Genomic DNA, 25,849 nt, shown 5'->3' with positions numbered 1-25,849 from the left:
GTTTTGCCACTGGCAGAGCGGGGTATTAATTTTCTAATCTAAACTTTGCAAAGGAAACTCACAACTATGAATAAGAAAAAGATTATTGCAACCGTAGTAATGATTGTCGCACTAATAATGACTCTTGTAATAACGTTGAACAAAGAGGAAGAGCAATCCGCGAGCGGTTTTGAAGCGCACAAAATCGTTGCACATGCCATGGGTGGCATTAACGGTCATACGTACACCAATGCATGGGAGGCCTTTGTTGCTAATTATGCACAGGGAACTCGCGTATTTGAAGTAGACTTGTTATTATCGGCTGATGATCAGCTAGTAGGTAGGCATGAGTGGTCAGGCAACATGAGTAAGCTTTTAGGTCAGTTGGATGTTCTTCCTGCTAATAAACAAGGGGTAGTACTAGATTATAAGGAATTCATGGACAGCCCAATCCTGAATATATACTCCCCGATCGATGTCGAGAAGTTGCTTGATCTGATGCAGCATTATCCAGATACTTATATCGTGACCGATACGAAAGAAATCAAACCTGAACTTATAAATAAACAATTTACATTGTTGGTAGAAGCGGCGCAGCGCCGGGATCCAGCCATATTAGATCGGATTGTTCCACAAATATATAATCAGTCGATGCTTGATGAGATCAATAAGGTGTATTCTTTTCCAGAATTGCTTTACACTCTGTACCAATCCAAGGATACGGATGAACAAGTTATTGAGTTTGTTAATAAAACAGGTGTGGATATTACCATGCCAGTTGGCCGAGCCAACAAGAGTTTTGTTAAAAAGCTGCAGAAGGCCGGAGCTCGTGTATATGTTCATACAGTAAATGAAGAAGCTGAAATTAGGGAGCTGGCCCGTATGGGTGTGGATGGTTTTTACACTGATTTTGTACCCGAAAAGGATTTGATTAACATCTCAGGTGTACGTTGAAATCTTACACTACTTATTACCATTAAAAAATACGAAAAAATGTTCGCATTTTTGTTCGCTTTAAATTGACACACCTGCTGTGCTGGCATAGACTAGATCTATATCTTTTGCGGCGGCAGGAGTGTCTTTGTCTTGCCCAAATGACTATTAAGGATGATTCTCATGAAATCAGTGCAGCAAATGATCAAACCTTGGCGGCATGTGTTTAAGCTAGACCCTGACCGGATGATTTCAGATGAGGATTTGGAGGCCGTTTGCTTATCTGGCACGGATGCCATACTGATAGGGGGCTCAACAGGAGTAACCTATGAGAATACAGTGGATCTCCTAGCAAGAGTAAAACAGTTTGAGTTACCTTGTGCACTTGAGGTATCCGAACTTGAAGCTGCTGTTCCCGGATTTGATCTTTATATGATCCCTATGGTGCTTAATACGCCTGATCCAGCCTGGATTGTAGGCCATCATCGCCGAGCTATTGAACGCTATGGATTTATGATTCCATGGGATTCGCTTCTAACGGAAGGTTATATTGTGCTGAATAGTGACTCTTCAGTTGCACGGATTACAGGGGCTGAGACGGCCATTGATGCTGAAGAAGCGGCTGCTTATGCTCAGGTTGCGGACAGGCTGATGTCACTGCCGATTGTTTATCTTGAATACAGCGGTAGGTTCGGGGATATGGAGACTGTGCGGACAGTACGCGAAATGGTGGATCACGCCCAACTTTTTTATGGTGGGGGCATTACTTGTGAGGCGGAAGCCGAGCAGGCAGCAGCTCTATGTGATACAGTAGTGGTCGGCAATATTATTTATAGTGATGTACAGCAGGCACTGCTAACAGTTGCGGCTGTAAAAAAGACAGTACAAGAGAAATTCGATTAAATTATAAGAAAGTATAAGTTTCACGTTATACATTATCCTTATATTTTTCGCATAAACACTTACCTTCCTTATAAGGACGCCAAAGGCGTTTATGCTTAGTGGTTATTTTTAGGACTACTTATGATTGGTGATTTTATATTTAGAAAGGAGCATGTTACACATGCAACTTATTAGCATACAAGACGCAGTAAGTCGACTGAATCCTCCACAAAGACAGGCTGTCGAAACTACTGAAGGACCACTTTTGATTATGGCTGGTGCGGGCAGTGGGAAGACGAGAGTGTTGACTCATAGAATTGCCTGGCTGATTGCCAATCGAAAGGCGCCACCTTGGGCGATTTTGGCGATTACGTTTACGAATAAAGCCGCGCGGGAAATGCAGGAACGTGTATCTAAGCTTGTCGGACCTGAGGGAAGAGATATCTGGGTATCCACCTTTCACTCTATGTGTGTTCGGATTTTGCGGAAGGATATCGAGCGGATTGGTTTTACCTCCAACTTCTCCATTCTGGACTCTACAGATCAGTTATCCGTAATACGTAACTGTATGAAGGAACTGAATATTGATACGAAGAAATTCGAACCAAAAGCTGTGCAGGCTATCATTAGCGCATCCAAGAATGAGCTGATCACTCCGGCGCAGTATGAGCAGAAGGTTGGCGATTATTTTGAAGGCTTAGTTGCAAAGGTATATAAGATGTATCAAAGGCGTCTAAGAAGCAATAATTCGCTTGATTTTGATGATTTGATTATGAAGACCATCGAACTGTTTAAGGAAGTTCCCGAGGTCCTTGATTTCTACCAAAAGAAATTCAAATACATCCACGTGGATGAGTATCAGGATACGAACAGAGCGCAGTACATGTTATGCCGCATGTTAGCTGACAGCCACCACCGGATTTGTGTGGTAGGGGATAGTGATCAGTCGATTTATCGTTGGCGCGGAGCAGATATTACGAACATTCTTAATTTTGAAGAGGACTATCCAGAAGCGAAGACCATCCTTCTAGAGCAGAACTACCGTTCAACTGCTAATATCTTGAATGCAGCCAATGGTGTGATCGCACTCAATAGTGGACGTAAGCCGAAGAAGCTGTGGACCGATTCCGAGGAAGGCGCCAAGATTAAGGTATACCGGGCGGACTCCGAGCATGATGAAGGTTACTTTGTAACCGGAGAAATCAGCAAAAATGTGAAACAGGGTCAAGCCTACCAGAATCATGCGATACTGTATCGTACGAATGCCCAGTCACGGGTAATCGAGGAAATTCTAATTAAATCTGATATTCCGTATCAAATCGTAGGCGGGATTAAGTTCTATGATCGTAAAGAAATCAAAGATCTGCTCGCTTATTTACGCCTGTTGTCTAACCCTGATGATGATATCAGCCTGACGCGTATTATTAATGTACCTAAGCGGGGATTAGGCGATACAACGGTTGGTAAGCTGGCAGCTGCGGCTGGTGAGCGTGGTGTTTCTATTTTCCGCGTACTGCAAACTGTTGATGATTTGGGCTTTGCTGGGCGGACGCGGAATATGCTAGTAGAGTTCTACGATATGATTGAAGCCCTGCACCGTATGGTGGAGTTCTTGTCCGTAACAGAACTGACGGAAAAAATACTGGAGATGTCGCAGTACCGTTTGGAGCTGCAAAATGAAAATACTCTCGAATCTCGCTCACGACTAGAGAATATCGATGAGTTCTTGTCCGTGACGATGGAGTTTGAAAAGAATAACGAGGACAAGTCGCTTGTCTCCTTCCTCACGGATCTTGCACTTATCGCAGATATTGATAGTGTGAATGATGATGAAGAGGACCGTAGTGACGCTGTAGTCCTGATGACGATGCACAGCGCCAAAGGTCTGGAGTTCCCAACGGTATTTATCGTCGGGATGGAAGAAGGCGTGTTCCCGCACAGCCGAGCCTTCCAAGACAACGATGAGCTCGAAGAGGAACGCCGGCTTGCATATGTAGGGATCACCCGCGCCGAGAAACAATTGTTTCTCTCTTGCGCGCGGATGCGTACGCTCTTTGGGCGGACGACGGCGAATCAGCCGTCCCGCTTCATTGAAGAGATTCCGGAGGAGTTGAAGGAAGATACCGCGAAGACGCAGGACCGCTTCCAACGCGGAGGCTCAGAGGTAGGCGGTGCTTACGGCGGACGCGGCTTCAGTGGCGGCAGTCGTGGGAACTTCGGCGGCCGAAGTGGAGCTGCTGGTACGGCGCCGATTGGTAGCGGAAGCACAGCGTCCGCAGCGACAAGCAAGAGCAGCGTGACCGTAACCTCCGGAGGCGCACAGCGCGCTACTGGAGCAGGGGCTGCGGCTGCTGGCGATTACAAAGCGGGTGATAAAGTTTCGCACGGCAAATGGGGCACTGGCACCGTTGTAGCTGTAAAGGGCACCGGGAATGATACGGAGCTGCAGATTGCTTTTCCGGCACCAGTGGGTGTAAAACGACTGCTTGCAGGGTTTGCGCCGATTACCAGGGTGGAATAATAGTAGGAAACGATTAACGAACGGATATTTAGAACACGCTAACCATTAGGAAACTTATTGACGGAGGGATGTACCTGCATGGATGCTATGCATGTGATGGAAGAGCTTGTTGCGGAGTTAAATAATTATAATTACCACTATTATACGCTGGATGCTCCGCTAGTCAGCGATAAGGAATACGATGTTTTATACGACAAGCTTGTAGCACTGGAGGCTGAGAGTGGCTTCGTACTACCGGATTCACCTACACAACGTGTAGGTGGAGAGCTGCTTAAGGGCTTCACGCCGCATAGGCATCTGGCTCCGCTTTGGAGTCTCGATAAAGCACAGAATATTGAACAGCTGCGGAGCTGGAATACGCGGGTACTTCGCTTAGTGAATGAGTACAATCTTAAGAACCCAGGCAACCCTCTACCTGATCCTTGTTATGCAGTAGAACTGAAGTTTGATGGCTTGACGCTGAATCTAACCTATCGGAATGGTGTTCTCGAACAGGCATCGACGCGTGGTAATGGTGTCATTGGTGAAGGAATACTTGCTCAGGTGAAGACCATCAAGTCTGTTCCATTAACGATTCCTTTTAAAGAAGGTGTTATTGAGGTTCAGGGTGAAGGGATTATGAATCTGTCTGTGCTCGCTGATTATAATACCCGGGCTGCAGAGCCGCTTAAGAATGCACGTAATGCGGCGGCAGGTGCACTGCGCAATTTAAACCCGAAGACTACTGCAGAACGTCGTTTGAATGCATATTTCTATAATGTAGGTTTTGGAGAAGGTGTAGAGTTCGCCGATCATCAGGAGATGATGGATTTTCTGCGGAATAACAAATTCAAAGTAAATCCTTATCTGACTTACTGTAATGATTTCGATGATGTGACTGAGCAGCTTGCCGGAATCGAGGAGAGTCGTTCAACTCTTGATTACCTCATTGATGGAGCGGTGATCAAGGTAACCGATTTCCGTATTCGTGAAGTTCTTGGTTACACTGACAAGTTCCCTCGCTGGGCAGTGGCTTATAAATTTGAAGCTGAAGAAACAACGACCGTGCTTGAGTCTGTTAGCTGGAATGTAGGACGTACAGGTAAAGTGACTCCTTTAGCTCGTGTTGAAGCCGTAGAGCTTGCTGGAGTTACCGTACAGAATTGCACATTAAATAATGTGGGCGATATTGAGCGCAAAAACTTGAAATTCGCCTTAGGTTCACGAGTGTTTATTCGGCGTTCTAATGATGTTATCCCGGAAATTCTCGGCAAGGTAACGGAAGAGAATGACGGAGGAGAAATTATTTTCCCTGAGGATTGCCCGGCTTGTGGATTTCCGCTAGAAATGCGCGGTGCGCATCTTTTCTGTAATAATAAGCTGAACTGTAGACCGCAAATTATTAGTCGGATCACCCATTTCGCTTCACGAGATGCGATGGATATTGAGACGTTTAGTGAGAAGACGGCAGGTCAGCTCTACGACGAGCTTAATGTTCATGACTCTGCGGATCTGTATGAATTGTCCTTTGAGCAGCTTGTACAGCTGAACCGTTTCGGGGAGAAAAAAGCACAGAATTTGCTGCAAGCATTAGAGGATAGCAAAGGGCGCGATCTCGCCTCATTTCTCTTTGCGTTAGGAATCCCTAACACAGGTAAAGCAACAACTAAGATGCTGGCTGATCATTTCCGCGATCTGGATGCTGTGATGCAGGCTAAAGCGGAAGAACTTGCCGAGTTGCCGGACATTGGCGGGATTGTCGCCGAGAGCATTGTTAACTTCTTCGCAGATCCTGTAGTCGTGGCGAACGTTGCTCGGTTGCGCGCGCTTGGGGTTGAAGCAAAAGCTCCTGAGGCACCACGTCCTGTTAGCGCGGATTCCTTCTTTAGCGGAAAAACGGTAGTGTTGACCGGTTCATTACAAAAGCTTACACGTGACGAAGCAGCAGAACGTCTGGAAGCGCTCGGAGCGAAGGTGTCTGGAAGTGTATCTAAGAAGACGGATTTGGTTATTGCCGGCGAGAAGGCAGGTAGTAAACTGGCCAAAGCACAGCAGCTGGGCATTCAGGTCATCGAGGATGAGGATGAGCTGATTCGACTGCTGGAGATGTAAGTATATTTTTACTAAATTCTAAAAGGGTACCAGTTCCATTTCGTTTAAGTACGAGTGGAGCGGGTACGCTTTTTTTGCGTAACCTACTTATTGTCGTTCGATTTTAAGTACATGTTTCTATTTTCGAGGAAAAACGTTCAATGGATCTGCTAATATAGAAGCTAAAGATAATTATTACTATATTTGAAAGGAACCCCCTCCTGTGAAGAGAGAAACGATATTGTTAGTAGATGATGAGAAGGAAATTGTAGAGCTGTTATCGATTTATCTCTGTAATGAGGGCTATCGACTGCTTAAAGCTTATGATGGGATGGAGGCACTGGCGTGTCTGCAGAAGGAAGAAGTAGATCTAATTATTCTTGATGTCATGATGCCTAAGATGGATGGATTAGCTGCATGTATGAAGATCCGTGAAGAGCGGAAGATGCCAATTATCATCCTTTCAGCCAAAAATACGGATATGGACAAAATCTCAGGACTTAGCATAGGAGCGGACGACTACGTGGGCAAGCCGTTTAATCCTTTGGAGATTGTGGCACGAGTTAAGTCACAGCTGCGTCGTTATCACGCTTTCAATAAAGATAGTAATAGCCTAGGGAATGACAGCAAACTGAGCTTTGAAGATTTAACTATAGATACGTCTAAGCATGAGGTACATATAGACCAGCAGAAGATTAAGCTGACCCCCCGGGAATTTTCTATTTTAGAACTTTTGGCAAGGCACCAAGGTCAAGTGCTCAGCTTAGAGCAGATATACGATAAGGTGTGGAACGAACCATTTTTAGATGGGGGTAATACTGTTATGGTACATATTCGTAACCTCCGCGATAAAATCGAAGTGGATTCGAAGCGCCCCCGTTATATACAAACCGTCTGGGGAGTTGGCTATAAATTAGATGGACCTTCCTGAAAGGATTAGGTGAGGCTTCTTGAATTCAAAATATATAACTACGATTCGTTGGAAGTTTATATACGCCTTTTTGCTTAGTGTGCTTTCCGGTGGATTACTGCTGTTTGCAGGTTACCAGCTCGTTAATTTCATGATCTATCTGAATCCAGTGTCAGAGTCGGCTCCCTATTCACGTATCTTACGCTGGATCATTAATCATATTGGCTCTATGCCACTGCTGACCGCAGCTGGTATTATCAGCTTTTTGCTGTTCTTTTTTATCTATACTCGTAAAATAGTACTGTATCTGGAGGAGATCACCAAAGGAATTCGGGAAATCACAAGCTCCGGGATGTCGCACCGAATTGAAGTCAGAACCACGGACGAGCTGGGAGTGCTGGCTGAGAATATTAATGAAATGGCTGAACGTTTGCAGCACTCCGTGGAAGAGGAACGTAAAGCAGTGAATGCAAAAAATGACTTGATCACAGGTGTCTCCCACGATTTACGAACCCCCCTTACCTCTGTCCTCGGTTTTCTGGAATATATCGAGCAAGATCGATGCCAGGAAGAAGTAGAAATACGATATTACGTGAGCATAGCCTACAACAAATCCCTTGTGCTGCGTAAACTGATCGACGATCTTTTTGAATATACACGCGTAAATAGTGGGGAATACCCTCTGGTTATGGAGCGATTAGATTTAAAAGCATTTATACGGCAGCTAGCGGAGGAGTCAGTTCCCGAACTAACAAAGGCTGAAATGACCTATGAGATCGATGACCAAGCTGGTGAGTTGTGGATAGAGGCTTCCCCTAAAGAATTAGTTCGTGCTTATGAAAATTTGATTACGAACGCGATCCGTTACGGTAGAAGCGGCGGGAAAGTGGAGATTGGTTTCAGTAAAAGGGGAAATGAAGCGGTTGTCCGCATTAGCAATTTTGGAGAGATGATTGCAGAGAGCGATATTCCGTTTATTTTTGAACGATTCTATCGAGCAGAGAAGTCTCGTTCACAGCATACAGGCGGTTCAGGCCTAGGTCTTGCCATTTCCAAAAGTATCGTCGAACGCCACAATGGCGTTATTTATGTAGAAAGCTCCCCGCTTCGGACGGATTTTATCACCTATTTCCCATTCTTCATAGAATCTTAAGAAAACTCTTGGCGGGTTCTTAAGATTTGGAAGATATCCTTGTGAGCACAAGGAGGGAATGACTATGCACAAACTTCGGACGGTTCGCATCCATTATCTTTATATTTTTATAGGGAGTGCTCTTTTGAGTGCTGCCTTTCTTTTTGCTGTCCAGCGGGCTGTTGCTTTGCTGTATTCTCATTATTCGGGGAAGTCAGGCGTCTTTTTTGTTCATCTTATCCATTGGACCATTAATCATATTGGAACAATCCCTAGCGTCATAATTCTATTTGTTCTATTCTTCAGTGGGTTGTTTATTCTCCGTTCACAGAAAATTGCCGATGATTTGCACACGGTACTGATTGGAACCTCAGAGTTAGCAGACAAGGGAGTAACAAAAGAAATCAAGGTCCTCTCTGGAGGAGAATTAGGCCAAATCGCCGCTAACCTGAATCGCATGCAAAGAATTGAAGTTCCGAATAGAGGCGTAGCAACAGAAACGATGCAGGACACACCAGCTGTAGCTTTATTGATAAGAACTCGGGCAATTCTCCGTGCTCTCCGTGAGGTAGAGGAGGCTGACAACACGGATGATGGGATGGAAGCCCAAGCACTTCTTGAAGCAGCGAGTGTTGAAGCCCGTAGTATGGAGCGGTTCTTAGAGAACCTGATTATAGAATCATGAATGCCGTTACCGAAAAAAAACAAAGTGTAGCCCATTCAGGCAAGGATGGCAGATGGATCGTGCGTACCCGGATACTCCGTCTGGGATATTTATTATTTGATGGGAGTATCATTGGAATAATAATAGCGCTCGTGGGTTTGCTTTACGTATTTCAATACGGCGGGCAAGTGGTTAAACAGCAAGAGGATAAACTTCAGCTGCCGGAATCGAGCATCATTAAGACCTCGGACGGGACGACATTACGAATGATCCCTTTACCGGGCTCGGGGTATAGACATTCAGCGGAGCTGGAGGAAATGCCTGCATTATTGATAAATACGTTTTTAGCGGTGGAGGACCGGCGCTTTTATAGCCACCAGGGATTAGATTATAAAGGAATTTCTCGCGCTTTTCTAAATAATATTGTGGATATGGATCTCTCCGAGGGCGGGAGTAGTATTACTCAACAGCTAGCTCGCAATCTTTATTTGAACAGGAACAAGAATGTCATACGTAAGCTAAACGAAGCATCCATTGCTCTTGCATTGGAGAGGCAGTTATCAAAACGAGAGATTTTAGGGCTTTACCTCAATCAGATTTACATGGGGCGTGGACAATATGGAGTAAAGGCAGCTGCGGAGCGTTACTTCGGCGTATCCAATTTGAAAAAACTAGAAATATGGCAAATCGCCACCTTGGCGGGAATCCCTAAAGGACCGTCTATTTATAATCCGGTAGACAATAGTACATTATCCAAAACAAGAAGGAATCTCGTTCTACAGATTATGTTAGATCAAGGACTGATTACTAAAGAACAAATGCTTGAGGCCAGAGATAAAAAGTATCAACCTCCCGCTGCGAACAAAGTAGAAGTCATTGGTGTGCATTATGTGGACGCTACGCTTAAGGAAGCGGCTCAGATCACTGGGAAGTCTGTGGAGGAGCTTCGAACGGGTGGCTATACTATCGTTACAGGGTTGAACATTAAAGCACAGCAGGCGCTAGAGCAGGCTTTTCTAAAGGGTTCTTCTTTCCCGCCTGACGGAAAAGATCAGCAGGTAGAAGCAGCTATGACCATAATGGATCATCGTACAGGTGAAGTGGTGGCACTAATTGGTGGGCGTGAACAAAATGAGGGGAGCTTGAACAGAGCTACAATTGATGCGCGGCAGCCAGGCTCCAGCTTCAAGCCGATCATTGATTATGGACCCGCGCTAGAGAGCGGGAAGTTTAGCCCGAATAGCATACTTTCTGATCGCAAATACGCTTATGGAAACTATGTACCTGAGAATTTGAACGGTGTGTATCAAGGTCAAATCACAATGAGTAGAGCGCTGCAAAAATCCGTGAATGCGCCAGCTGTTTGGCTTTTGAAGCAGGTTGGAATCTCTTCTGCACGGCAATTCGCAGCCAAATTAGGAATTGTACTGACAGAGGAGGATAACCATTTATCAATAGCTTTAGGAGGGCTTCATAATGGGGTATCGCCACTTAAAATGACACAAGCCTATGGTGTCTTTGCTAATGGAGGTAAATTCAATGAGGCTCATATGGTACGCACGATAATGGATTCAAAAGGGAAGGTTGTGTATTCACATCTCTCCAAATCACGGCAGGTAATATCGCAACGAACCGCAGAGGCAATGACGATGATGCTACGTAATGTTGTCAATGAAGGAACGGGCAAAAAAGCGCAAATGAACAGGCCTGTAGCGGGGAAAACCGGAACAACCCAATTGGATCTGCCAGGCGTAAGCAAGAAAGCTAACCGGGATTTGTGGTTTGTTGGTTATACTTCGGAATGGACAGCTGCAGTGTGGATGGGGTTTGATCGTACAAATAAGGATAATTATATGACAGAGGGCAGCGGGAAGGCTGCCGCTCTATTTTCTACAGTCATGAGTAAGGCGTTAAGTGGTTACTGATGTTTATTGAGCGGCCCATTCTTCTAGTTTCTCGTCTCTAGGAAGCAGGAGAGCAAGGAAACCCAAAAGTGGTAGGAATCCACAAGCTATAAACACTTTTGAAATACCAATGCTGTCAATTAGATTGCCGAGGACCAAGGAACCAATTCCGCCGAGCCCAAAAGCAAGACCAGTGATTAACCCTGAAACTGTTCCGATATTGCCTGGATAAAGCATCTGAGCGTAGATTACAGTAACGGAGAAGCTGGACAAAAGGATGAAGCCGCCAATCAGCAGGAGTATAGCTGCCCACATTTGGTTCACGAAGGGTAGAGCCAGCGCGAAGGGCACTGTTCCGACCATAGAGAGAAGAATGAGATTACGCCGTCCGAAGCGGTCAGCCAGTGGGCCTCCGAAGAATGTACCGACAGCTCCAGCTGCCAGATACATAAAAATATAGATTTGGGCCTTATCAAGCGTCATTTGATATTTGTCCATTAAATAGAAAGCGTAGTAACTTCCGATAGAAGCGCCGTACCAAGATCTTACAAAGACTAGGAACACAAGGATGATTGTTGCCGTTCGAATACTTTTGCGGCGGGCAGGATCAATTGCACGAGCTGTTGACTTCTTATGAAACGTATATCCTGCATCCAGCATCTCTCGATACCAGCGAGCGACATAGGTCTGGACGGCGATTCCGGCAGCCGCAACGATAGTGAAGCCAAGAGCGCCGATCTGCCCAAAGGGAATGAATATCCATTTCGTGAGCATTGGTCCTAAAGATTGTCCAGCATTGCCGCCGACTTGAAAAATAGATTGCGAAAGACCTTTCCGCTGACCGGCAGCCATATGAGCAACACGCATGCCTTCGGGATGAAAGGTAGCAGATCCGAAACCGATCAGCATGACGGAAAACAATACAAGAATATAGTTGTTGGCATAAGCCAATAAAAGTACGCCTAGAAATGTGCTGCACATACCCAGTGGTAACAATATAGGACGAGGCTTACGATCTGCCGCATACCCAATGACTGGTTGGATAACGGAGGACGTCATGTTTAAGGCAAAGGAGATCCACCCAATCTGAGCGAAGGAGAGCATCAAGTTATCTTTGAGAATAGGAAAGATTGCAGGGATGACTGCCTGAATAGAATCGTTAAATAAATGAACAAAGCTGACAGCCAGCAAAATCTTATAGATTGTTGCTTGCTGCAGATTACGCTGCTCCTTATCCGTGGTGTTTGTTTGGGTCGCAGCACTAGATGGATTGTTTTTCATTTAGACTCCTCTCGTACGTATCATTAGAAGTTAATATATGGGATTACGATAAATTCTATTTAGCCATAAATTAAGGATTATTGGAAACAATTTGTGTTGGTTTGTGCTAGTTTGAAAGTATTTATTCGAAGATTATTTTTATTTCAAAAAAAGCTTGCAAACATAAGAACAGCATGGTATATTATCTCTTGTGCTTATGACGCATCGAACAAATGAAACACAAACGATGAAAAAATAAGTTGACAAGAAATACGACAACATGATATACTCTAATTCCTGTGCAAGAGACAGTTGATGTCGGAATGCCGGGAGCAAGTTCTTTGAAAACTGAACAAATGGAACGCGTTAATTTTTAAAAGATTCATTTAATGAATCGTCAGTTTCAAAATGAGCATATCGCTCTTTTCAATACTAATTGGAGAGTTTGATCCTGGCTCAGGACGAACGCTGGCGGCGTGCCTAATACATGCAAGTCGAGCGGAGTTGTTTTGAAAGCTTGCTTTCAAAACAACTTAGCGGCGGACGGGTGAGTAACACGTAGGCAACCTGCCCCTTAGACTGGGATAACTACCGGAAACGGTAGCTAATACCGGATAATTTCTTTTTTCTCCTGAAGGAAGAATGAAAGACGGAGCAATCTGTCACTGAGGGATGGGCCTGCGGCGCATTAGCTAGTTGGTGGGGTAACGGCCCACCAAGGCGACGATGCGTAGCCGACCTGAGAGGGTGAACGGCCACACTGGGACTGAGACACGGCCCAGACTCCTACGGGAGGCAGCAGTAGGGAATCTTCCGCAATGGACGAAAGTCTGACGGAGCAACGCCGCGTGAGTGATGAAGGTTTTCGGATCGTAAAGCTCTGTTGCCAGGGAAGAACGTCCGGTAGAGTAACTGCTACCGGAGTGACGGTACCTGAGAAGAAAGCCCCGGCTAACTACGTGCCAGCAGCCGCGGTAATACGTAGGGGGCAAGCGTTGTCCGGAATTATTGGGCGTAAAGCGCGCGCAGGCGGTCATTTAAGTCTGGTGTTTAAACCTTGGGCTCAACCTGAGGTCGCACTGGAAACTGGGTGACTTGAGTACAGAAGAGGAAAGTGGAATTCCACGTGTAGCGGTGAAATGCGTAGATATGTGGAGGAACACCAGTGGCGAAGGCGACTTTCTGGGCTGTAACTGACGCTGAGGCGCGAAAGCGTGGGGAGCAAACAGGATTAGATACCCTGGTAGTCCACGCCGTAAACGATGAGTGCTAGGTGTTAGGGGTTTCGATACCCTTGGTGCCGAAGTTAACACAGTAAGCACTCCGCCTGGGGAGTACGGTCGCAAGACTGAAACTCAAAGGAATTGACGGGGACCCGCACAAGCAGTGGAGTATGTGGTTTAATTCGAAGCAACGCGAAGAACCTTACCAGGTCTTGACATCCCTCTGAATCCACTAGAGATAGTGGCGGCCTTCGGGACAGAGGAGACAGGTGGTGCATGGTTGTCGTCAGCTCGTGTCGTGAGATGTTGGGTTAAGTCCCGCAACGAGCGCAACCCTTAACTTTAGTTGCCAGCAGGTTAAGCTGGGCACTCTAGAGTGACTGCCGGTGACAAACCGGAGGAAGGTGGGGATGACGTCAAATCATCATGCCCCTTATGACCTGGGCTACACACGTACTACAATGGCCGGTACAACGGGAAGCGAAACCGCGAGGTGAAGCCAATCCCATCAAAGCCGGTCTCAGTTCGGATTGCAGGCTGCAACTCGCCTGCATGAAGTCGGAATTGCTAGTAATCGCGGATCAGCATGCCGCGGTGAATACGTTCCCGGGTCTTGTACACACCGCCCGTCACACCACGAGAGTTTACAACACCCGAAGTCGGTGGGGTAACCCGCAAGGGAGCCAGCCGCCGAAGGTGGGGTAGATGATTGGGGTGAAGTCGTAACAAGGTAGCCGTATCGGAAGGTGCGGCTGGATCACCTCCTTTCTATGGAGAATCGTCTTCTGCAATGAAGACATTCAAATCGGAAGTTAAACTTCCAAAATCATTTAACGCGTATCCATTTGTTCGGTTTTGATGGAATTTGCGGGGCCATAGCTCAGCTGGGAGAGCGCCTGCCTTGCAAGCAGGAGGTCAGCGGTTCGATCCCGCTTGGCTCCACCAACAAACTTCATCTTTTTGTTATGTCTAGAATATTTTTAAACTTGATCCTTGAAAACTGGATACCGAAACGAATTTGCGTTTTAGAACATCTTTTAGCAACTTGTGTAAACAAGTAAATGTTATTAGTGAGATTTTTCTTAGGAAAAATCAAGGTTAAGCTAATAAGAGCACACGGAGGATGCCTAGGCGCCAGGAGCCGACGAAGGACGTGGCGAACAACGAAACTGCCTCGGGGAGCTGTAAGCAAGCTTTGATCCGGGGGTGTCCGAATGGGGAAACCCAGCTGTGGTAATTCGCAGTTACTCATCTCTGAACACATAGGAGATGTAGAGGCAGACCAGGGGAACTGAAACATCTAAGTACCCTGAGGAAGAGAAAACAATAGTGATTCCGTCAGTAGCGGCGAGCGAACGCGGAACAGCCTAAACCTAAGAGCTTGCTCTTAGGGGTTGTGGGACGTCTCACATGGAGTTACAAAGGAATATGGTAGGTGAAGAGGTCTGGAAAGGCCCGCGATAGAGGTAAAAGCCCTGTAGCCTAAACTGTGTTCTCTCCGAGACGGATCCCGAGTAGTGCGGGGCACGTGAAACCCCGTATGAATCCAGCAGGACCATCTGCTAAGGCTAAATACTACCTGGCGACCGATAGTGAAACAGTACCGTGAGGGAAAGGTGAAAAGCACCCCGGAAGGGGAGTGAAATAGAACCTGAAACCGTGTGCTTACAAAAAGTCAGAGCCCTATTAATGGGTGATGGCGTGCCTTTTGTAGAATGAACCGGCGAGTTACGTTTAACATGCAAGGTTAAGTCGAGAAGACGGAGCCGCAGCGAAAGCGAGTCTGAATAGGGCGATTTAGTATGTGGACGTAGACCCGAAACCGTGTGATCTACCCCTGTCCAGGGTGAAGGTGCGGTAACACGCACTGGAGGCCCGAACCCACGCATGTTGAAAAATGCGGGGATGAGGTGGGGGTAGCGGAGAAATTCCAATCGAACTCGGAGATAGCTGGTTCTCCCCGAAATAGCTTTAGGGCTAGCCTCGGTATAAGAGTAGTGGAGGTAGAGCACTGATTGGGTGCGGGGTCCGCAAGGATTACCAAGCTCAGTCAAACTCCGAATGCCATATACTTATTGCCGGGAGTCAGACAGTGAGTGCTAAGATCCATTGTCAAAAGGGAAACAGCCCAGACCATCAGCTAAGGTCCCCAAGTGTGTGTTAAGTGGGAAAGGATGTGGAGTTGCACAGACAACCAGGATGTTGGCTTAGAAGCAGCCACCATTGAAAGAGTGCGTAATAGCTCACTGGTCGAGTGACTCTGCGCCGAAAATGTAACGGGGCTAAACACACCACCGAAGCTATGGCTAGATACGTATGTATCTGGGGTAGGGGAGCGTTGTATGTGGGTTGAAGGTGTACCGTAAGGAGCGCTGGACAGCATACAAGTGAGAATGCCGGTATGAGTAACGAAAAGATCAGTGAGAATCTGATCCGCCGAAAGCCCAAGGTTTCCTGAGGAAGGCTCGTCCGCTCAGGGTAAGTCGGGACCTAAGGCGAGGCCGAAAGGCGTAGTCGAAGGACAACAGTTTGAAATTACTGTACCACCGTAATCCGCTATGAGCGATGGGGTGACGCAGGAGGGTAGTGACGCGGACTGATGGATATGTCCGTCTAAGCAGTGAGGCTGATGTGTAGGCAAATCCGCACATCGTTAAGGCTGGGCTGTGATGGGGAGCGAAAATTACAGTAGCGAAGGTCATGATCTCACACTGCCAAGAAAAGCCTCTAGCCAGGAGAAGGTGCCCGTACCGCAAACCGACACAGGTAGGCGAGAAGAGAATTCTAAGGCGCGCGGAAGAACTCTCGTTAAGGAACTCGGCAAAATGACCCCGTAACTTCGGGAGAAGGGGTGCCCCGGTAGTGTGAATAGCACGAGGGGGCCGCAGTGAAAAGGCCCAAGCGACTGTTTAGCAAAAACACAGGTCTGTGCGAAGCCGCAAGGCGAAGTATACGGGCTGACGCCTGCCCGGTGCTGGAAGGTTAAGGGGAGTGGTTAGGGGTAACCCGAAGCTATGAACCGAAGCCCCAGTAAACGGCGGCCGTAACTATAACGGTCCTAAGGTAGCGAAATTCCTTGTCAGGTAAATTCTGACCCGCACGAATGGCGTAACGACTTGGGCGCTGTCTCAACGAGAGATCCGGTGAAATTTTAATACCTGTGAAGATGCAGGTTACCCGCGACAAGACGGAAAGACCCCATGGAGCTTTACTGCAGCTTGATATTGAATTTGGGTACGATCTGTACAGGATAGGTGGGAGCCGTAGAAATCGGAGCGCAAGCTTCGGTGGAGGCGCCGTTGGGATACCACCCTGATCGTATCTAGGTTCTAACCTAGTACCCTAATCGGGTACGGGGACCGTGTCAGGCGGGCAGTTTGACTGGGGCGGTCGCCTCCTAAAGAGTAACGGAGGCGTTCCAAGGTTCCCTCAGAATGGTTGGAAATCATTCGAAGAGTGCAAAGGCATAAGGGAGCTTGACTGCGAGACCTACAAGTCGAGCAGGGACGAAAGTCGGACTTAGTGATCCGGTGGTACCGCATGGAAGGGCCATCGCTCAACGGATAAAAGCTACCCTGGGGATAACAGGCTTATCTCCCCCAAGAGTCCACATCGACGGGGAGGTTTGGCACCTCGATGTCGGCTCATCGCATCCTGGGGCTGAAGTAGGTCCCAAGGGTTGGGCTGTTCGCCCATTAAAGCGGTACGCGAGCTGGGTTCAGAACGTCGTGAGACAGTTCGGTCCCTATCTGTCGTGGGCGCAGGAAATTTGAGAGGAGCTGTCCTTAGTACGAGAGGACCGGGATGGACGTACCGCTGGTGCACCAGTTGTTTCGCCAGAAGCATGGCTGGGTAGCTACGTACGGACGGGATAAGCGCTGAAAGCATCTAAGCGTGAAGCCCCCCTCAAGATGAGATTTCCCAATTAGTAAGACCCCTTGAAGACGACGAGGTAGATAGGTTGGAGGTGGAAGTGCAGTAATGCATGGAGCTGACCAATACTAATCGGTCGAGGGCTTATCCTATACTTAGAACGCAAATTCAATTCGGATTCAGTTTTCAGGCATCAAGCCTGAGCATTTACGATGTAAATGCCCGTTTGGTGGCGATAGCGGAGGGGTTCCACGCGTACCCATCCCGAACACGACCGTTAAGCCCTCCAGCGCCGATGGTACTTGGACCGAAGGGTCCTGGGAGAGTAGGACGTTGCCAAGCACAATTAGACCACTGTTGAGTAATCGACAGTGGCTTTTTTGCGTTTATTATAGGCTGTGGAAAACTTGTGGATAAACATTTGGATTTGCAGAAGAGTTACGCACATGTGGATAGATGATTGAAAGAGAAATAATCCCTAAATAGTGTGGATTAAATACATATTTATATGGATCTGTCAACAGAAAACCTAAGTAGTACACGGGTTGCTGTGGATATAACCGGGATTATGTGGATAGAGCTATTGATAAGTGGATAACTATTTTAACTTGGATGTGACAAGATTTCAAGACTATTTTTAAAACTGCATAGAGCTGTGGATAACTAAAAATAAAGTTATAAATAATGCAATAGATTAGCGCACAATTGACGCTCTTGTTATACTTATCCTAAAAGTAATTTTATAAAGGATGAGGTGAGTTTGTGGTAATAAGACAGTTACGTTCAGAAGAATTTGATGCAAGCATGAACTTGTCAGAATATGCTTTTCAGTACAAGCTTCCTAGTGAAAAAAGGGCAAGTGCTAAGGAAAGATTCAAGGCTGAACAGGTATGGGGTGCTTTTGAGGACGGAACATTGGAAGCTAAATTGACGATTATTCCTTTCCAAGTCTACATACAGGGCAGAGTGGTACCTATGGGTGGTATAGCAGGAGTGGCTACATGGCCAGAGAACCGCAGACAAGGACATGTGGCAAATCTATTGTCTCATGCGCTGCATACGATGAATGAGGCAGGTCAAACGCTCTCTTTTCTACACCCGTTCTTGATTCCGTTCTATCGTAAATTTGGCTGGGAAGTTTATTGTGAATATAAGAAATACTCTATTCCAGTAGCGAAATTTCCTAAAAAGGTTGAAGTTGAGGGCAAGGTTAAACGGGACATAAAGGATATCGAAGTATTGGATAGCCTATATACTCGATTCGCTGTCAGTTATAACGGGACACTTAAGCGCGATTTGGACTGGTGGGAGAACTCTGTTCTAGATGATGAAGGAAAGAGTGCAGTATTTTACTCCAAGAGTGGTGAACCAGAGGGATATGTGCTGTATAAGGTAGAGAACAGAGAACTGGTCATTGATGAATTTGTTTTTTTGAATGAACAAGCTCGGCAGGGGCTGTGGACATTTCTTGCGAACCATGATTCGATGGTGACCGGTGCATCCTTAAAGCTGGTGCCTTCGGATGACATATTACCTTTCTTGCTGCCAGATCCACGTATAGGACAAGAGAATTATCCTTATTTTATGGGGCGGATTGTTAATGCCAAGTCATTCATTGAAACTTACACCTTCAGAGGAAACAGTAGTCAAAAGAAGCAGCTTATATATATCGAAGATAAGTATGCACCTTGGAATGATGGGTTATGGGCATGGAATATCTCTAATGAGGGCTCGGCTACTTTGATTCGAGTGGAAGGGGAACGGGCGGAAGCAGACTTTAGCTGTGATATAGGCACTTTGACGGCCTTGATGCTTGGATACAAACGACCAACAGAGATGGCTCGTTATGGAAGTGTCTCTGGCCACGCAGCAGCACTGGAATGGTTTGAAGAAATTATTCCACAAGCACAGACAGCTTTATTTGATCATTTTTAAAAATATCAGAGAGTATAAGTTTCATGCTATACATTATCCTTATATTTCTCGCATAAACGCTTATCGCCCTAATAAGGATACCGAAGGCGTTTATACTTGACAAAAATTAGGCTCTCCCCTTCGAAAGAAGTTGGGAGAGTTCTTTATTTCCGAATACATTCGCTGAAAAAAGTGAAAAATAAGAGAATCCACTTGGAATTAGCACAGAATATGTTATAATATTAAAAAGTCAAAGAAAGTCAAAGTCAACGAAGCTTAATGACAGCGATCCGATCCTCTGAACACGTGGGATTATCCACAAATGTTTAAGTTCAATTAAAGACCATTGTCATTATGAATGCAAGTTGCAATCGGTATTATAAGATTTAAGCACTGGAGGATGAGTGATGCGCAATATCTCTGATATTATCGAACAATATCTGAAGAATATTTTGCATGAAAGTCCCGAAGGTACGGTGGAAATCCAGCGAAATGACCTGGCGGACCAGTTCTCATGCGTACCGTCACAGATCAATTATGTCATCAGTACACGCTTTACTCTAGAAAAAGGTTATGTGGTGGAAAGTAAGCGTGGTGGCGGGGGATATATTCGTATTCAACGTTTTGAATTACCGCCTAACGTGGCACTGCATGCCCATTTAAACCATACTATAGGTGGCGGGATTGATCAGAACGCTGCTGAAGGGCTGATTTATCAGCTGGAGGAAGCTGGTTTTCTAAGTAAGCGTGAAGCGTGCCTTATGCGCGCTGCTGTTTCTCGGGAATGCCTAACGGTTAAGATTCCATACCGGGATGAGATTCGTGCCAAGATTATGAAGGCGATGTTAATCTCTTTGTTAGGCAAATAATTGTCAACCATAAGGGAGGGGCTTTCGCTTATGCAATGCCAGGAATGTGGCGTCAAGCCGGCAACACTCCACTTCACTAAGATCGTGAATGGAGAGAAGACGGAGTTTCATATCTGCGAGAGCTGTGCACGGGAGAAGGGTGAACTCATTCCCGGAACGGCTGGAGGATTCTCCATCCACAGTCTGCTCTCAGGTCTGCTTGATCTTGAAGGTGCCGGCAAGGAGAAGTCGGCTGCAACGAAGACAACGCAGAGTCTGCAATGTGAGAATTGTGGGATGACGTACTCCCAGTTTAGTAAATTAGGCCGTTTTGGCTGTAGCTCCTGTTATGAATATTTTAACAGTGCACTGGACCCGCTTTTTAAGCGAGTGCATGGCAGTACTTCACATGTAGGTAAGATTCCGAAACGTGCAGGAGCTCAGATTGTGTTTAGACGCCAAATTGATGAACTCAAGCAGGAATTACAGCAAAGTATTACACAAGAAGAATTCGAGAAAGCAGCGGAGCTGCGAGATCAGATTCGTAAACTTGAAAAAGAAATAGCACAAGAGTAAAGTCTTTGATATATAGGGGGGATATGACATGTCAAGTCTCCGATTTACTGAACAAGCGCTTAGTGATTGGATGCGTTCTGGAGGTAGTCATTCTGAGATTGTAATTAGCAGTCGTATGCGTATTGCCCGTAATCTAGAGCATCTTCCGTTCCCAATGCTGGCTTCCTTAGAGCAATCGGAAGAAGTATTAGAGCTACTGGCTCCTGTGTTTCATGAGGAAGCAGCTGCAGATTTCGGATCTTTTCAACTCCTAAAGCTTGATGAAGTGAATGAACTGGACAAAAAGGTACTGGTTGAGAAGCATCTAATCAGTCCTAACTTGGCTAATGATTCGCGCAGTGCGGCTGTCTTATTAAATGAAGATGAGTCGGTCAGCATCATGATTAACGAAGAGGACCATCTGCGAATCCAGTGTCTGTTTCCTGGTCTTCAGGTTAGAGAAGCATGGGATCGTGCGACGGCGATCGATGATATATTCGAGGCAGCTGTCAATTACGCTTTTGATGATAAAAGAGGATATTTGACTAGTTGTCCCACCAATGTTGGTACTGGGCTTCGTGCCTCGGTAATGCTGCATCTACCAGCGCTTGTAATGACTCATCAGATCAATCGCATATTGTCTGCAGTGAACCAAGTGGGATTGACTGTAAGAGGAATTTACGGTGAGGGTAGCGAAGCAGTAGGGAACATCTTTCAAATTTCTAATCAGATCACTCTCGGTCAAACGGAAAGTGAAATTATAGAGAACCTTCACAGTGTAGTTACCCAGATTATTGAGCATGAGCGAAATGCACGTGAACGGTTGCTTGTTGATTCCGCCCTGAGAATAACAGACCGAGTGAAGCGTTCTTACGGAATTTTATGTTATGCAGCTCTTATGGAGCTTAAAGAATCTGCTCAACGCCTGTCTGATGTGAGACTTGGGGTTGACCTTGGCATTCTGGAAGGTCTTTCGATTTCAGTGCTTAATGAACTTAACGTTAAGACGCAGCCAGGATTTCTTCAAAAGATGTTCGGCGATGAGCTGAACGCTACTGAACGAGATATGTATCGGGCAAAACTGCTCCGAGAGACACTGGGAACACAACATTAATATAGATATTTATTATTCATGGAGGTGCAGGAGATATGATGTTTGGAAGATTTACGGAACGCGCACAAAAAGTGCTAGCGCTGGCGCAGGAAGAAGCTGTTCGTTTAGGACACAACAATATTGGTACAGAACATATTTTGCTCGGACTTATTCGTGAAGGAGACGGCATTGCTGCTAAGGCATTAATAGCTTTAGGGCTAGGTCTTGAAAAAATCCAGGACGAAGTGGAGACACTGATTGGCAGAGGTCAAGAACAGCCTACGAACATTGCTTATACTCCTCGCGCTAAAAAAGTGATTGAGCTGTCGATGGACGAAGCCCGCAAATTGGGTCATACGTATGTTGGCACTGAGCATATTTTGCTTGGACTTATCCGTGAAGGGGAAGGTGTCGCGGCTCGTGTGCTTAATAACCTCGGCATCAGCTTGAACAAAGCTCGTCAACAAGTTCTTCAGCTCCTGGGAAGCAGCGAGGCTGCCTCTAGTCATAGCGGGACTCCGGCTAACGTCAGCACACCGACCCTAGATGGTCTTGCGCGCGATTTGACCGCCTATGCTAAGGAGGGCAATCTAGATCCAGTTATCGGCCGTAGTAAAGAAATTGAACGTGTTATTCAGGTACTGAGTCGCCGGACTAAGAATAACCCGGTACTGATCGGTGAACCTGGTGTTGGTAAAACAGCTATCGCTGAAGGACTTGCACAAAAGATTATCAATAATGAAATCCCAGAAACACTTCGCGACAAACGCGTCATGACGCTCGACATGGGCTCAGTAGTGGCTGGAACAAAATATCGCGGTGAGTTTGAAGACCGCCTCAAGAAAATTATGGATGAGATTCGCCAAGCAGGTAATATCGTGCTCTTTATCGATGAGCTTCATACGCTAATCGGTGCTGGTGGCGCGGAAGGTGCGATTGACGCATCTAACATTCTGAAACCGGCGTTAGCCCGTGGAGAACTTCAGTGCATTGGTGCGACTACGCTTGACGAATATCGTAAATATATTGAAAAAGATGCAGCATTGGAGCGTCGTTTCCAACCGATTACGGTGGATCAACCTTCTCCAGAGGAAGCGGTCCAAATTCTTTTCGGACTTCGCGATCGTTATGAAGCGCATCACCGTGTGAAGATTACGGATGAAGCTATAGTGGAAGCAGTGAAGTTGTCCGACCGTTACATCCCGGACCGTTTCCTGCCAGATAAAGCGATTGACCTTATCGATGAAGCAGGATCTAAAGTAAGGCTTCACTCTTACACCATCCCGCCAAATCTGAAGGAACTTGAAATGCGCTTGGATGATATCCGCAAGGAGAAAGATTCCGCAGTGCAGAGTCAAGAGTTTGAAAAAGCGGCGGCCTTGCGTGATACAGAGCAAAAAATCCGTGAAGAACTTGATACGACTAAGAATCAATGGAAAGAAAAACAGGGTCGCACGGATTCAGAGGTTACACCTGAAGACATCGCACAGGTTGTAGCTAGCTGGACGGGTATACCTGTAAGCAAGCTGAAGGAAGAGGAGACCGACCGTCTACTTAACATGGAGGCTTTACTGCATGAACGAGTGATCGGTCAGGACGAAGCTGTTAAGGCAGTTAGCCGGGCACTACGCCGTGCGCGTGCGGGTCTTAAAGATCCGAAACGTCCAATGGGTTCCTTTATCTTCCTCGGTCCTACTGGTGTAGGTAAAACTGAGTTGGCTCGTGCATTGGCTGAAGCCATGTTCGGCGATGAGAATGCGGTCATTCGTATTGATATGTCGGAATACATGGAGAAGCACTCCACGTCCCGCTTAGTCGGAGCCCCTCCTGGATATGTTGGCTATGAAGAAGGTGGCCAATTAACCGAGAAGGTACGCCGTAAACCTTATTCTGTAGTGCTGCTTGATGAAATTGAAAAAGCGCACCCAGAAGTATTCAATATTCTGCTGCAAGTTCTTGAAGACGGTCGTTTGACTGACTCTAAAGGACGGGTAGTCGATTTCCGTAATACATTAATTATTCTGACTTCTAACGTAGGCGCACAAGCGATCAAGAAGAATTCGACACTTGGATTCACAGCTGTGCAAGATGCTGGAGCAGAATACGGTAATATGAAGGGCAAGGTTATGGAAGAGCTTAAGAAGAGCTTCCGTCCTGAGTTCTTGAACCGGATTGACGAAATCATCGTCTTCCATTCCCTCGATGAGAAGCATATTGCTGAAATCGTTACATTGATGTCTGATGAGCTGCGCAAGCGGCTGCGTGAATATGATGTTGATTTCGTTCTCACAGATGCGGCGAAGGCTTTCCTGGCTAAGGAAGGTTACGACCCAGCCTTTGGTGCACGTCCATTACGTCGTGCGATTCAGAAGCATATTGAAGACCGTCTTTCCGAGGAATTGTTGAGAGGAAATATCCAAAAGGGTGATTCGCTCAACATTGATGAAGTTGGCGGAGAACTTGTAGTGAATAAAGTGGATGCTCCTGTAGCTCCATTGCTTGAAAAAGAAGTAGAATCCGAATAAAAAAACGGAATAAAAAAAGCTTCCGCTCCTCAGTTTATAGAGGGGCGGAAGCTTTTTTAATATAAATTTATCACTTAAAAATATACATTTAGTACAAATTCCGAATGACCTTTCGTTAAAGGGGCAGAAATGGTAAACTTTCATTAGAAGAAAATATCCGCAATTTAAAAGTTCGGACCGTAAGGAGAACAAATGGCTAAACCAAAAACTAAATTTTTTTGCACCGATTGTGGATACGAATCGCCAAAATGGTTCGGAAAATGTCCCGGGTGCCAAGCTTGGAACTCCATGGTGGAGGAAACGGAAAGCGTAGTCAAAACACAGGGAATGAATGCCCCTATTTTTCATAGTAAAGAAAAGGCACAATCGATCATAAGTATAGAAAGTGACAAGGAACCGCGCATACTGACAGGTATAGGTGAGCTTAACCGTGTTCTCGGTGGGGGGATCGTACCAGGATCGCTGGTACTAGTAGGGGGAGACCCAGGAATCGGTAAATCTACGCTCTTATTACAGACGTCGCATGCTCTGACAACTCAGGGATTGCGAGTGCTGTACATTTCGGGCGAAGAATCGGTAAGGCAAACTAAACTACGTGCGGATCGCCTCGGTGCGTTGTCAGCTGAGCTATATGTACTATGTGAGACGAATATGGAAAGCATAGAAGAAGCGATTGAACAAATTCAGCCGCAATTTCTTGTTATCGATTCGATTCAGACTGTATTTATGCCAGAAGTAACTAGTGCGCCAGGCAGTGTGACCCAGGTTCGGGAATGTACGACAAGATTTATGCGTATCGCTAAGATTCGGGGAATTGCTACAGTTCTCGTTGGGCATGTCACCAAGGAAGGCGCTATTGCAGGCCCACGGATGCTTGAACATATGGTGGATTGTGTGCTGTATTTTGAGGGAGAGCGGCATCATACGTATAGACTCCTGCGGGCTGTAAAGAACCGCTTCGGTTCAACGAATGAAATCGGCATTTTCGAAATGGGTGAAGTGGGTCTAACAGAAGTAGAAAATCCATCGGAGCTCTTCTTATCGGAGCGTCCACTCGGCGTAGCCGGATCTACAGTCGTGGCTAGTATGGAAGGGACTAGACCGGTGCTTGTTGAGCTTCAGGCTCTTATCGCTGCCACTCATTTCCCCTCCCCACGCCGGGTGTGCACAGGTATGGATCACCAGCGGATGGCACTCATTATCGCTGTACTTGAGAAGCGGATGGGCATGTTCCTGCAAAATCAGGATGCATACCTTAATGTTGCTGGAGGAGTGAAGCTGGATGAACCGGCGATTGATTTAGCAGTAGCTGTTAGTATCGCTTCCAGCTTTCGTGATATTTCAACAAAACCTTACGATGTTTTCTTCGGTGAAGTAGGACTTACAGGTGAAGTAAGAGGTGTTTCACGCGCGGAAATGCGTGTGAAGGAGGCCGCGAAGCTAGGCTTCCGGCGGGTGATCATGCCAGAGAAAAGTTTGAAGGGCTGGAAGCACCCGCAAGATATCCAGATTATTGGCGTCAGTACCGTAGCAGATGCACTATCGGTCGCGTTAGATTAGGGG

Annotated in this window: 15 protein-coding genes, 1 tRNA gene and 3 rRNA genes; 18 read left to right on the top strand and 1 reads right to left on the bottom strand. The window is 46.3% G+C overall.

The window, feature by feature from the left end:
- Positions 1–66: 66 nt before the first annotated feature.
- The 8 genes from MKX41_RS22030 (at position 67) to MKX41_RS21995 (ending at position 11,016) form a co-directional block, all read left to right on the top strand.
- Positions 67–933, top strand: a complete 867-nt coding sequence (locus tag MKX41_RS22030; protein ID WP_340973079.1) for a phosphatidylinositol-specific phospholipase C/glycerophosphodiester phosphodiesterase family protein — start codon at positions 67–69, stop codon at positions 931–933.
- A 162-nt stretch (positions 934–1,095) separates the two neighbouring features.
- Positions 1,096–1,815, top strand: coding sequence for a heptaprenylglyceryl phosphate synthase (locus tag MKX41_RS22025; protein WP_445671322.1), 720 nt, complete (start codon positions 1,096–1,098; stop codon positions 1,813–1,815).
- 160 nt (positions 1,816–1,975) lie between these two features.
- On the top strand, positions 1,976–4,315 hold the full coding sequence (gene pcrA, locus MKX41_RS22020) for a DNA helicase PcrA (RefSeq protein WP_340973077.1): 2,340 nt from the start codon (positions 1,976–1,978) through the stop codon (positions 4,313–4,315).
- Between the two features lie 78 nt (positions 4,316–4,393).
- Positions 4,394–6,406 (top strand): NAD-dependent DNA ligase LigA, encoded by a 2,013-nt coding sequence (gene ligA / locus MKX41_RS22015; protein ID WP_340973074.1) that lies wholly within the window; start codon positions 4,394–4,396, stop codon positions 6,404–6,406.
- Positions 6,407–6,608: 202 nt separating this feature from the next.
- Complete coding sequence (locus MKX41_RS22010) at positions 6,609–7,316, top strand: response regulator transcription factor (protein ID WP_076297845.1); 708 nt, start codon at positions 6,609–6,611, stop codon at positions 7,314–7,316.
- 19 nt (positions 7,317–7,335) lie between these two features.
- Positions 7,336–8,448, top strand: coding sequence for a sensor histidine kinase (locus MKX41_RS22005; protein WP_076286910.1), 1,113 nt, complete (start codon positions 7,336–7,338; stop codon positions 8,446–8,448).
- A gap of 64 nt (positions 8,449–8,512) precedes the next feature.
- Positions 8,513–9,112 carry a hypothetical protein gene (locus MKX41_RS22000; protein WP_340973071.1) on the top strand — a complete coding sequence of 200 codons (600 nt, stop codon included), beginning with the start codon at positions 8,513–8,515 and terminating at the stop codon, positions 9,110–9,112.
- Positions 9,109–11,016, top strand: coding sequence for a transglycosylase domain-containing protein (locus tag MKX41_RS21995; RefSeq protein ID WP_340973070.1), 1,908 nt, complete (start codon positions 9,109–9,111; stop codon positions 11,014–11,016). The genes MKX41_RS22000 and MKX41_RS21995 overlap by 4 nt, the downstream gene beginning before the upstream one ends.
- Before the next feature lie 3 nt (positions 11,017–11,019).
- On the opposite strand, the gene MKX41_RS21990 is transcribed toward MKX41_RS21995, so the two are convergent.
- Entirely contained in the window at positions 11,020–12,276 is a 1,257-nt protein-coding gene (locus MKX41_RS21990; RefSeq protein ID WP_340973068.1) for an MFS transporter, read from the bottom strand.
- Positions 12,277–12,688: 412 nt separating this feature from the next.
- Here MKX41_RS21990 and MKX41_RS21985 point away from each other — a divergent pair.
- The 10 genes from MKX41_RS21985 to radA all read left to right on the top strand — a co-directional run bounded on the left by MKX41_RS21985 (position 12,689) and on the right by radA (position 25,846).
- Positions 12,689–14,246 (top strand): 16S ribosomal RNA (locus MKX41_RS21985).
- 101 nt (positions 14,247–14,347) lie between these two features.
- Positions 14,348–14,423: transfer RNA gene (locus MKX41_RS21980), tRNA-Ala, on the top strand.
- 151 nt (positions 14,424–14,574) lie between these two features.
- Positions 14,575–17,503 (top strand): 23S ribosomal RNA (locus MKX41_RS21975).
- Between the two features lie 73 nt (positions 17,504–17,576).
- Positions 17,577–17,693 (top strand): 5S ribosomal RNA (gene rrf, locus MKX41_RS21970).
- The 16S, 23S and 5S rRNA genes sit together here with 1 tRNA gene alongside, the layout of an rRNA operon.
- Before the next feature lie 420 nt (positions 17,694–18,113).
- A complete protein-coding gene (locus MKX41_RS21965; RefSeq protein ID WP_340973066.1) occupies positions 18,114–19,286 on the top strand; it encodes a GNAT family N-acetyltransferase in 1,173 nt (390 codons plus the stop codon).
- 386 nt (positions 19,287–19,672) lie between these two features.
- Entirely contained in the window at positions 19,673–20,134 is a 462-nt protein-coding gene (locus MKX41_RS21960) for a CtsR family transcriptional regulator (protein WP_042131251.1), read from the top strand.
- A gap of 30 nt (positions 20,135–20,164) precedes the next feature.
- Positions 20,165–20,689: a UvrB/UvrC motif-containing protein gene (locus MKX41_RS21955; RefSeq protein WP_042192214.1), complete on the top strand. Its 525-nt coding sequence runs from the start codon at positions 20,165–20,167 to the stop codon at positions 20,687–20,689.
- Positions 20,690–20,717: 28 nt separating this feature from the next.
- Positions 20,718–21,782 carry a protein arginine kinase gene (locus MKX41_RS21950; protein WP_042192210.1) on the top strand — a complete coding sequence of 355 codons (1,065 nt, stop codon included), beginning with the start codon at positions 20,718–20,720 and terminating at the stop codon, positions 21,780–21,782.
- Between the two features lie 35 nt (positions 21,783–21,817).
- Positions 21,818–24,286, top strand: a complete 2,469-nt coding sequence (gene clpC / locus MKX41_RS21945) for an ATP-dependent protease ATP-binding subunit ClpC (protein WP_042131248.1) — start codon at positions 21,818–21,820, stop codon at positions 24,284–24,286.
- 192 nt (positions 24,287–24,478) lie between these two features.
- A complete protein-coding gene (gene radA, locus MKX41_RS21940) occupies positions 24,479–25,846 on the top strand; it encodes a DNA repair protein RadA (RefSeq protein ID WP_042131247.1) in 1,368 nt (455 codons plus the stop codon).
- Positions 25,847–25,849 lie beyond the last annotated feature (3 nt).

This window comes from Paenibacillus sp. FSL R5-0475, from assembly GCF_038004585.1.
GTDB lineage: Bacteria > Bacillota > Bacilli > Paenibacillales > Paenibacillaceae > Paenibacillus_AQ.
This window is presented reverse-complemented; position numbering and strand designations above follow the sequence as displayed.

Bases quoted from the DNA above. Each gene is read 5' to 3' on its own strand.
- MKX41_RS22030 (WP_340973079.1), top strand. From the start codon at position 67: ATGAATAAGAAAAAGATTATTGCAACCGTAGTAATGATTGTCGCACTA.
- MKX41_RS22025 (WP_445671322.1), top strand. From the start codon at position 1,096: ATGAAATCAGTGCAGCAAATGATCAAACCTTGGCGGCATGTGTTTAAG.
- pcrA (WP_340973077.1), top strand. From the start codon at position 1,976: ATGCAACTTATTAGCATACAAGACGCAGTAAGTCGACTGAATCCTCCA.
- ligA (WP_340973074.1), top strand. From the start codon at position 4,394: ATGGATGCTATGCATGTGATGGAAGAGCTTGTTGCGGAGTTAAATAAT.
- MKX41_RS22000 (WP_340973071.1), top strand. From the start codon at position 8,513: ATGCACAAACTTCGGACGGTTCGCATCCATTATCTTTATATTTTTATA.
- MKX41_RS21995 (WP_340973070.1), top strand. From the start codon at position 9,109: ATGAATGCCGTTACCGAAAAAAAACAAAGTGTAGCCCATTCAGGCAAG.
- MKX41_RS21990 (WP_340973068.1), bottom strand. From the start codon at position 12,276: ATGAAAAACAATCCATCTAGTGCTGCGACCCAAACAAACACCACGGAT.
- MKX41_RS21960 (WP_042131251.1), top strand. From the start codon at position 19,673: ATGCGCAATATCTCTGATATTATCGAACAATATCTGAAGAATATTTTG.
- MKX41_RS21955 (WP_042192214.1), top strand. From the start codon at position 20,165: ATGCAATGCCAGGAATGTGGCGTCAAGCCGGCAACACTCCACTTCACT.
- MKX41_RS21950 (WP_042192210.1), top strand. From the start codon at position 20,718: ATGTCAAGTCTCCGATTTACTGAACAAGCGCTTAGTGATTGGATGCGT.
- clpC (WP_042131248.1), top strand. From the start codon at position 21,818: ATGATGTTTGGAAGATTTACGGAACGCGCACAAAAAGTGCTAGCGCTG.
- radA (WP_042131247.1), top strand. From the start codon at position 24,479: ATGGCTAAACCAAAAACTAAATTTTTTTGCACCGATTGTGGATACGAA.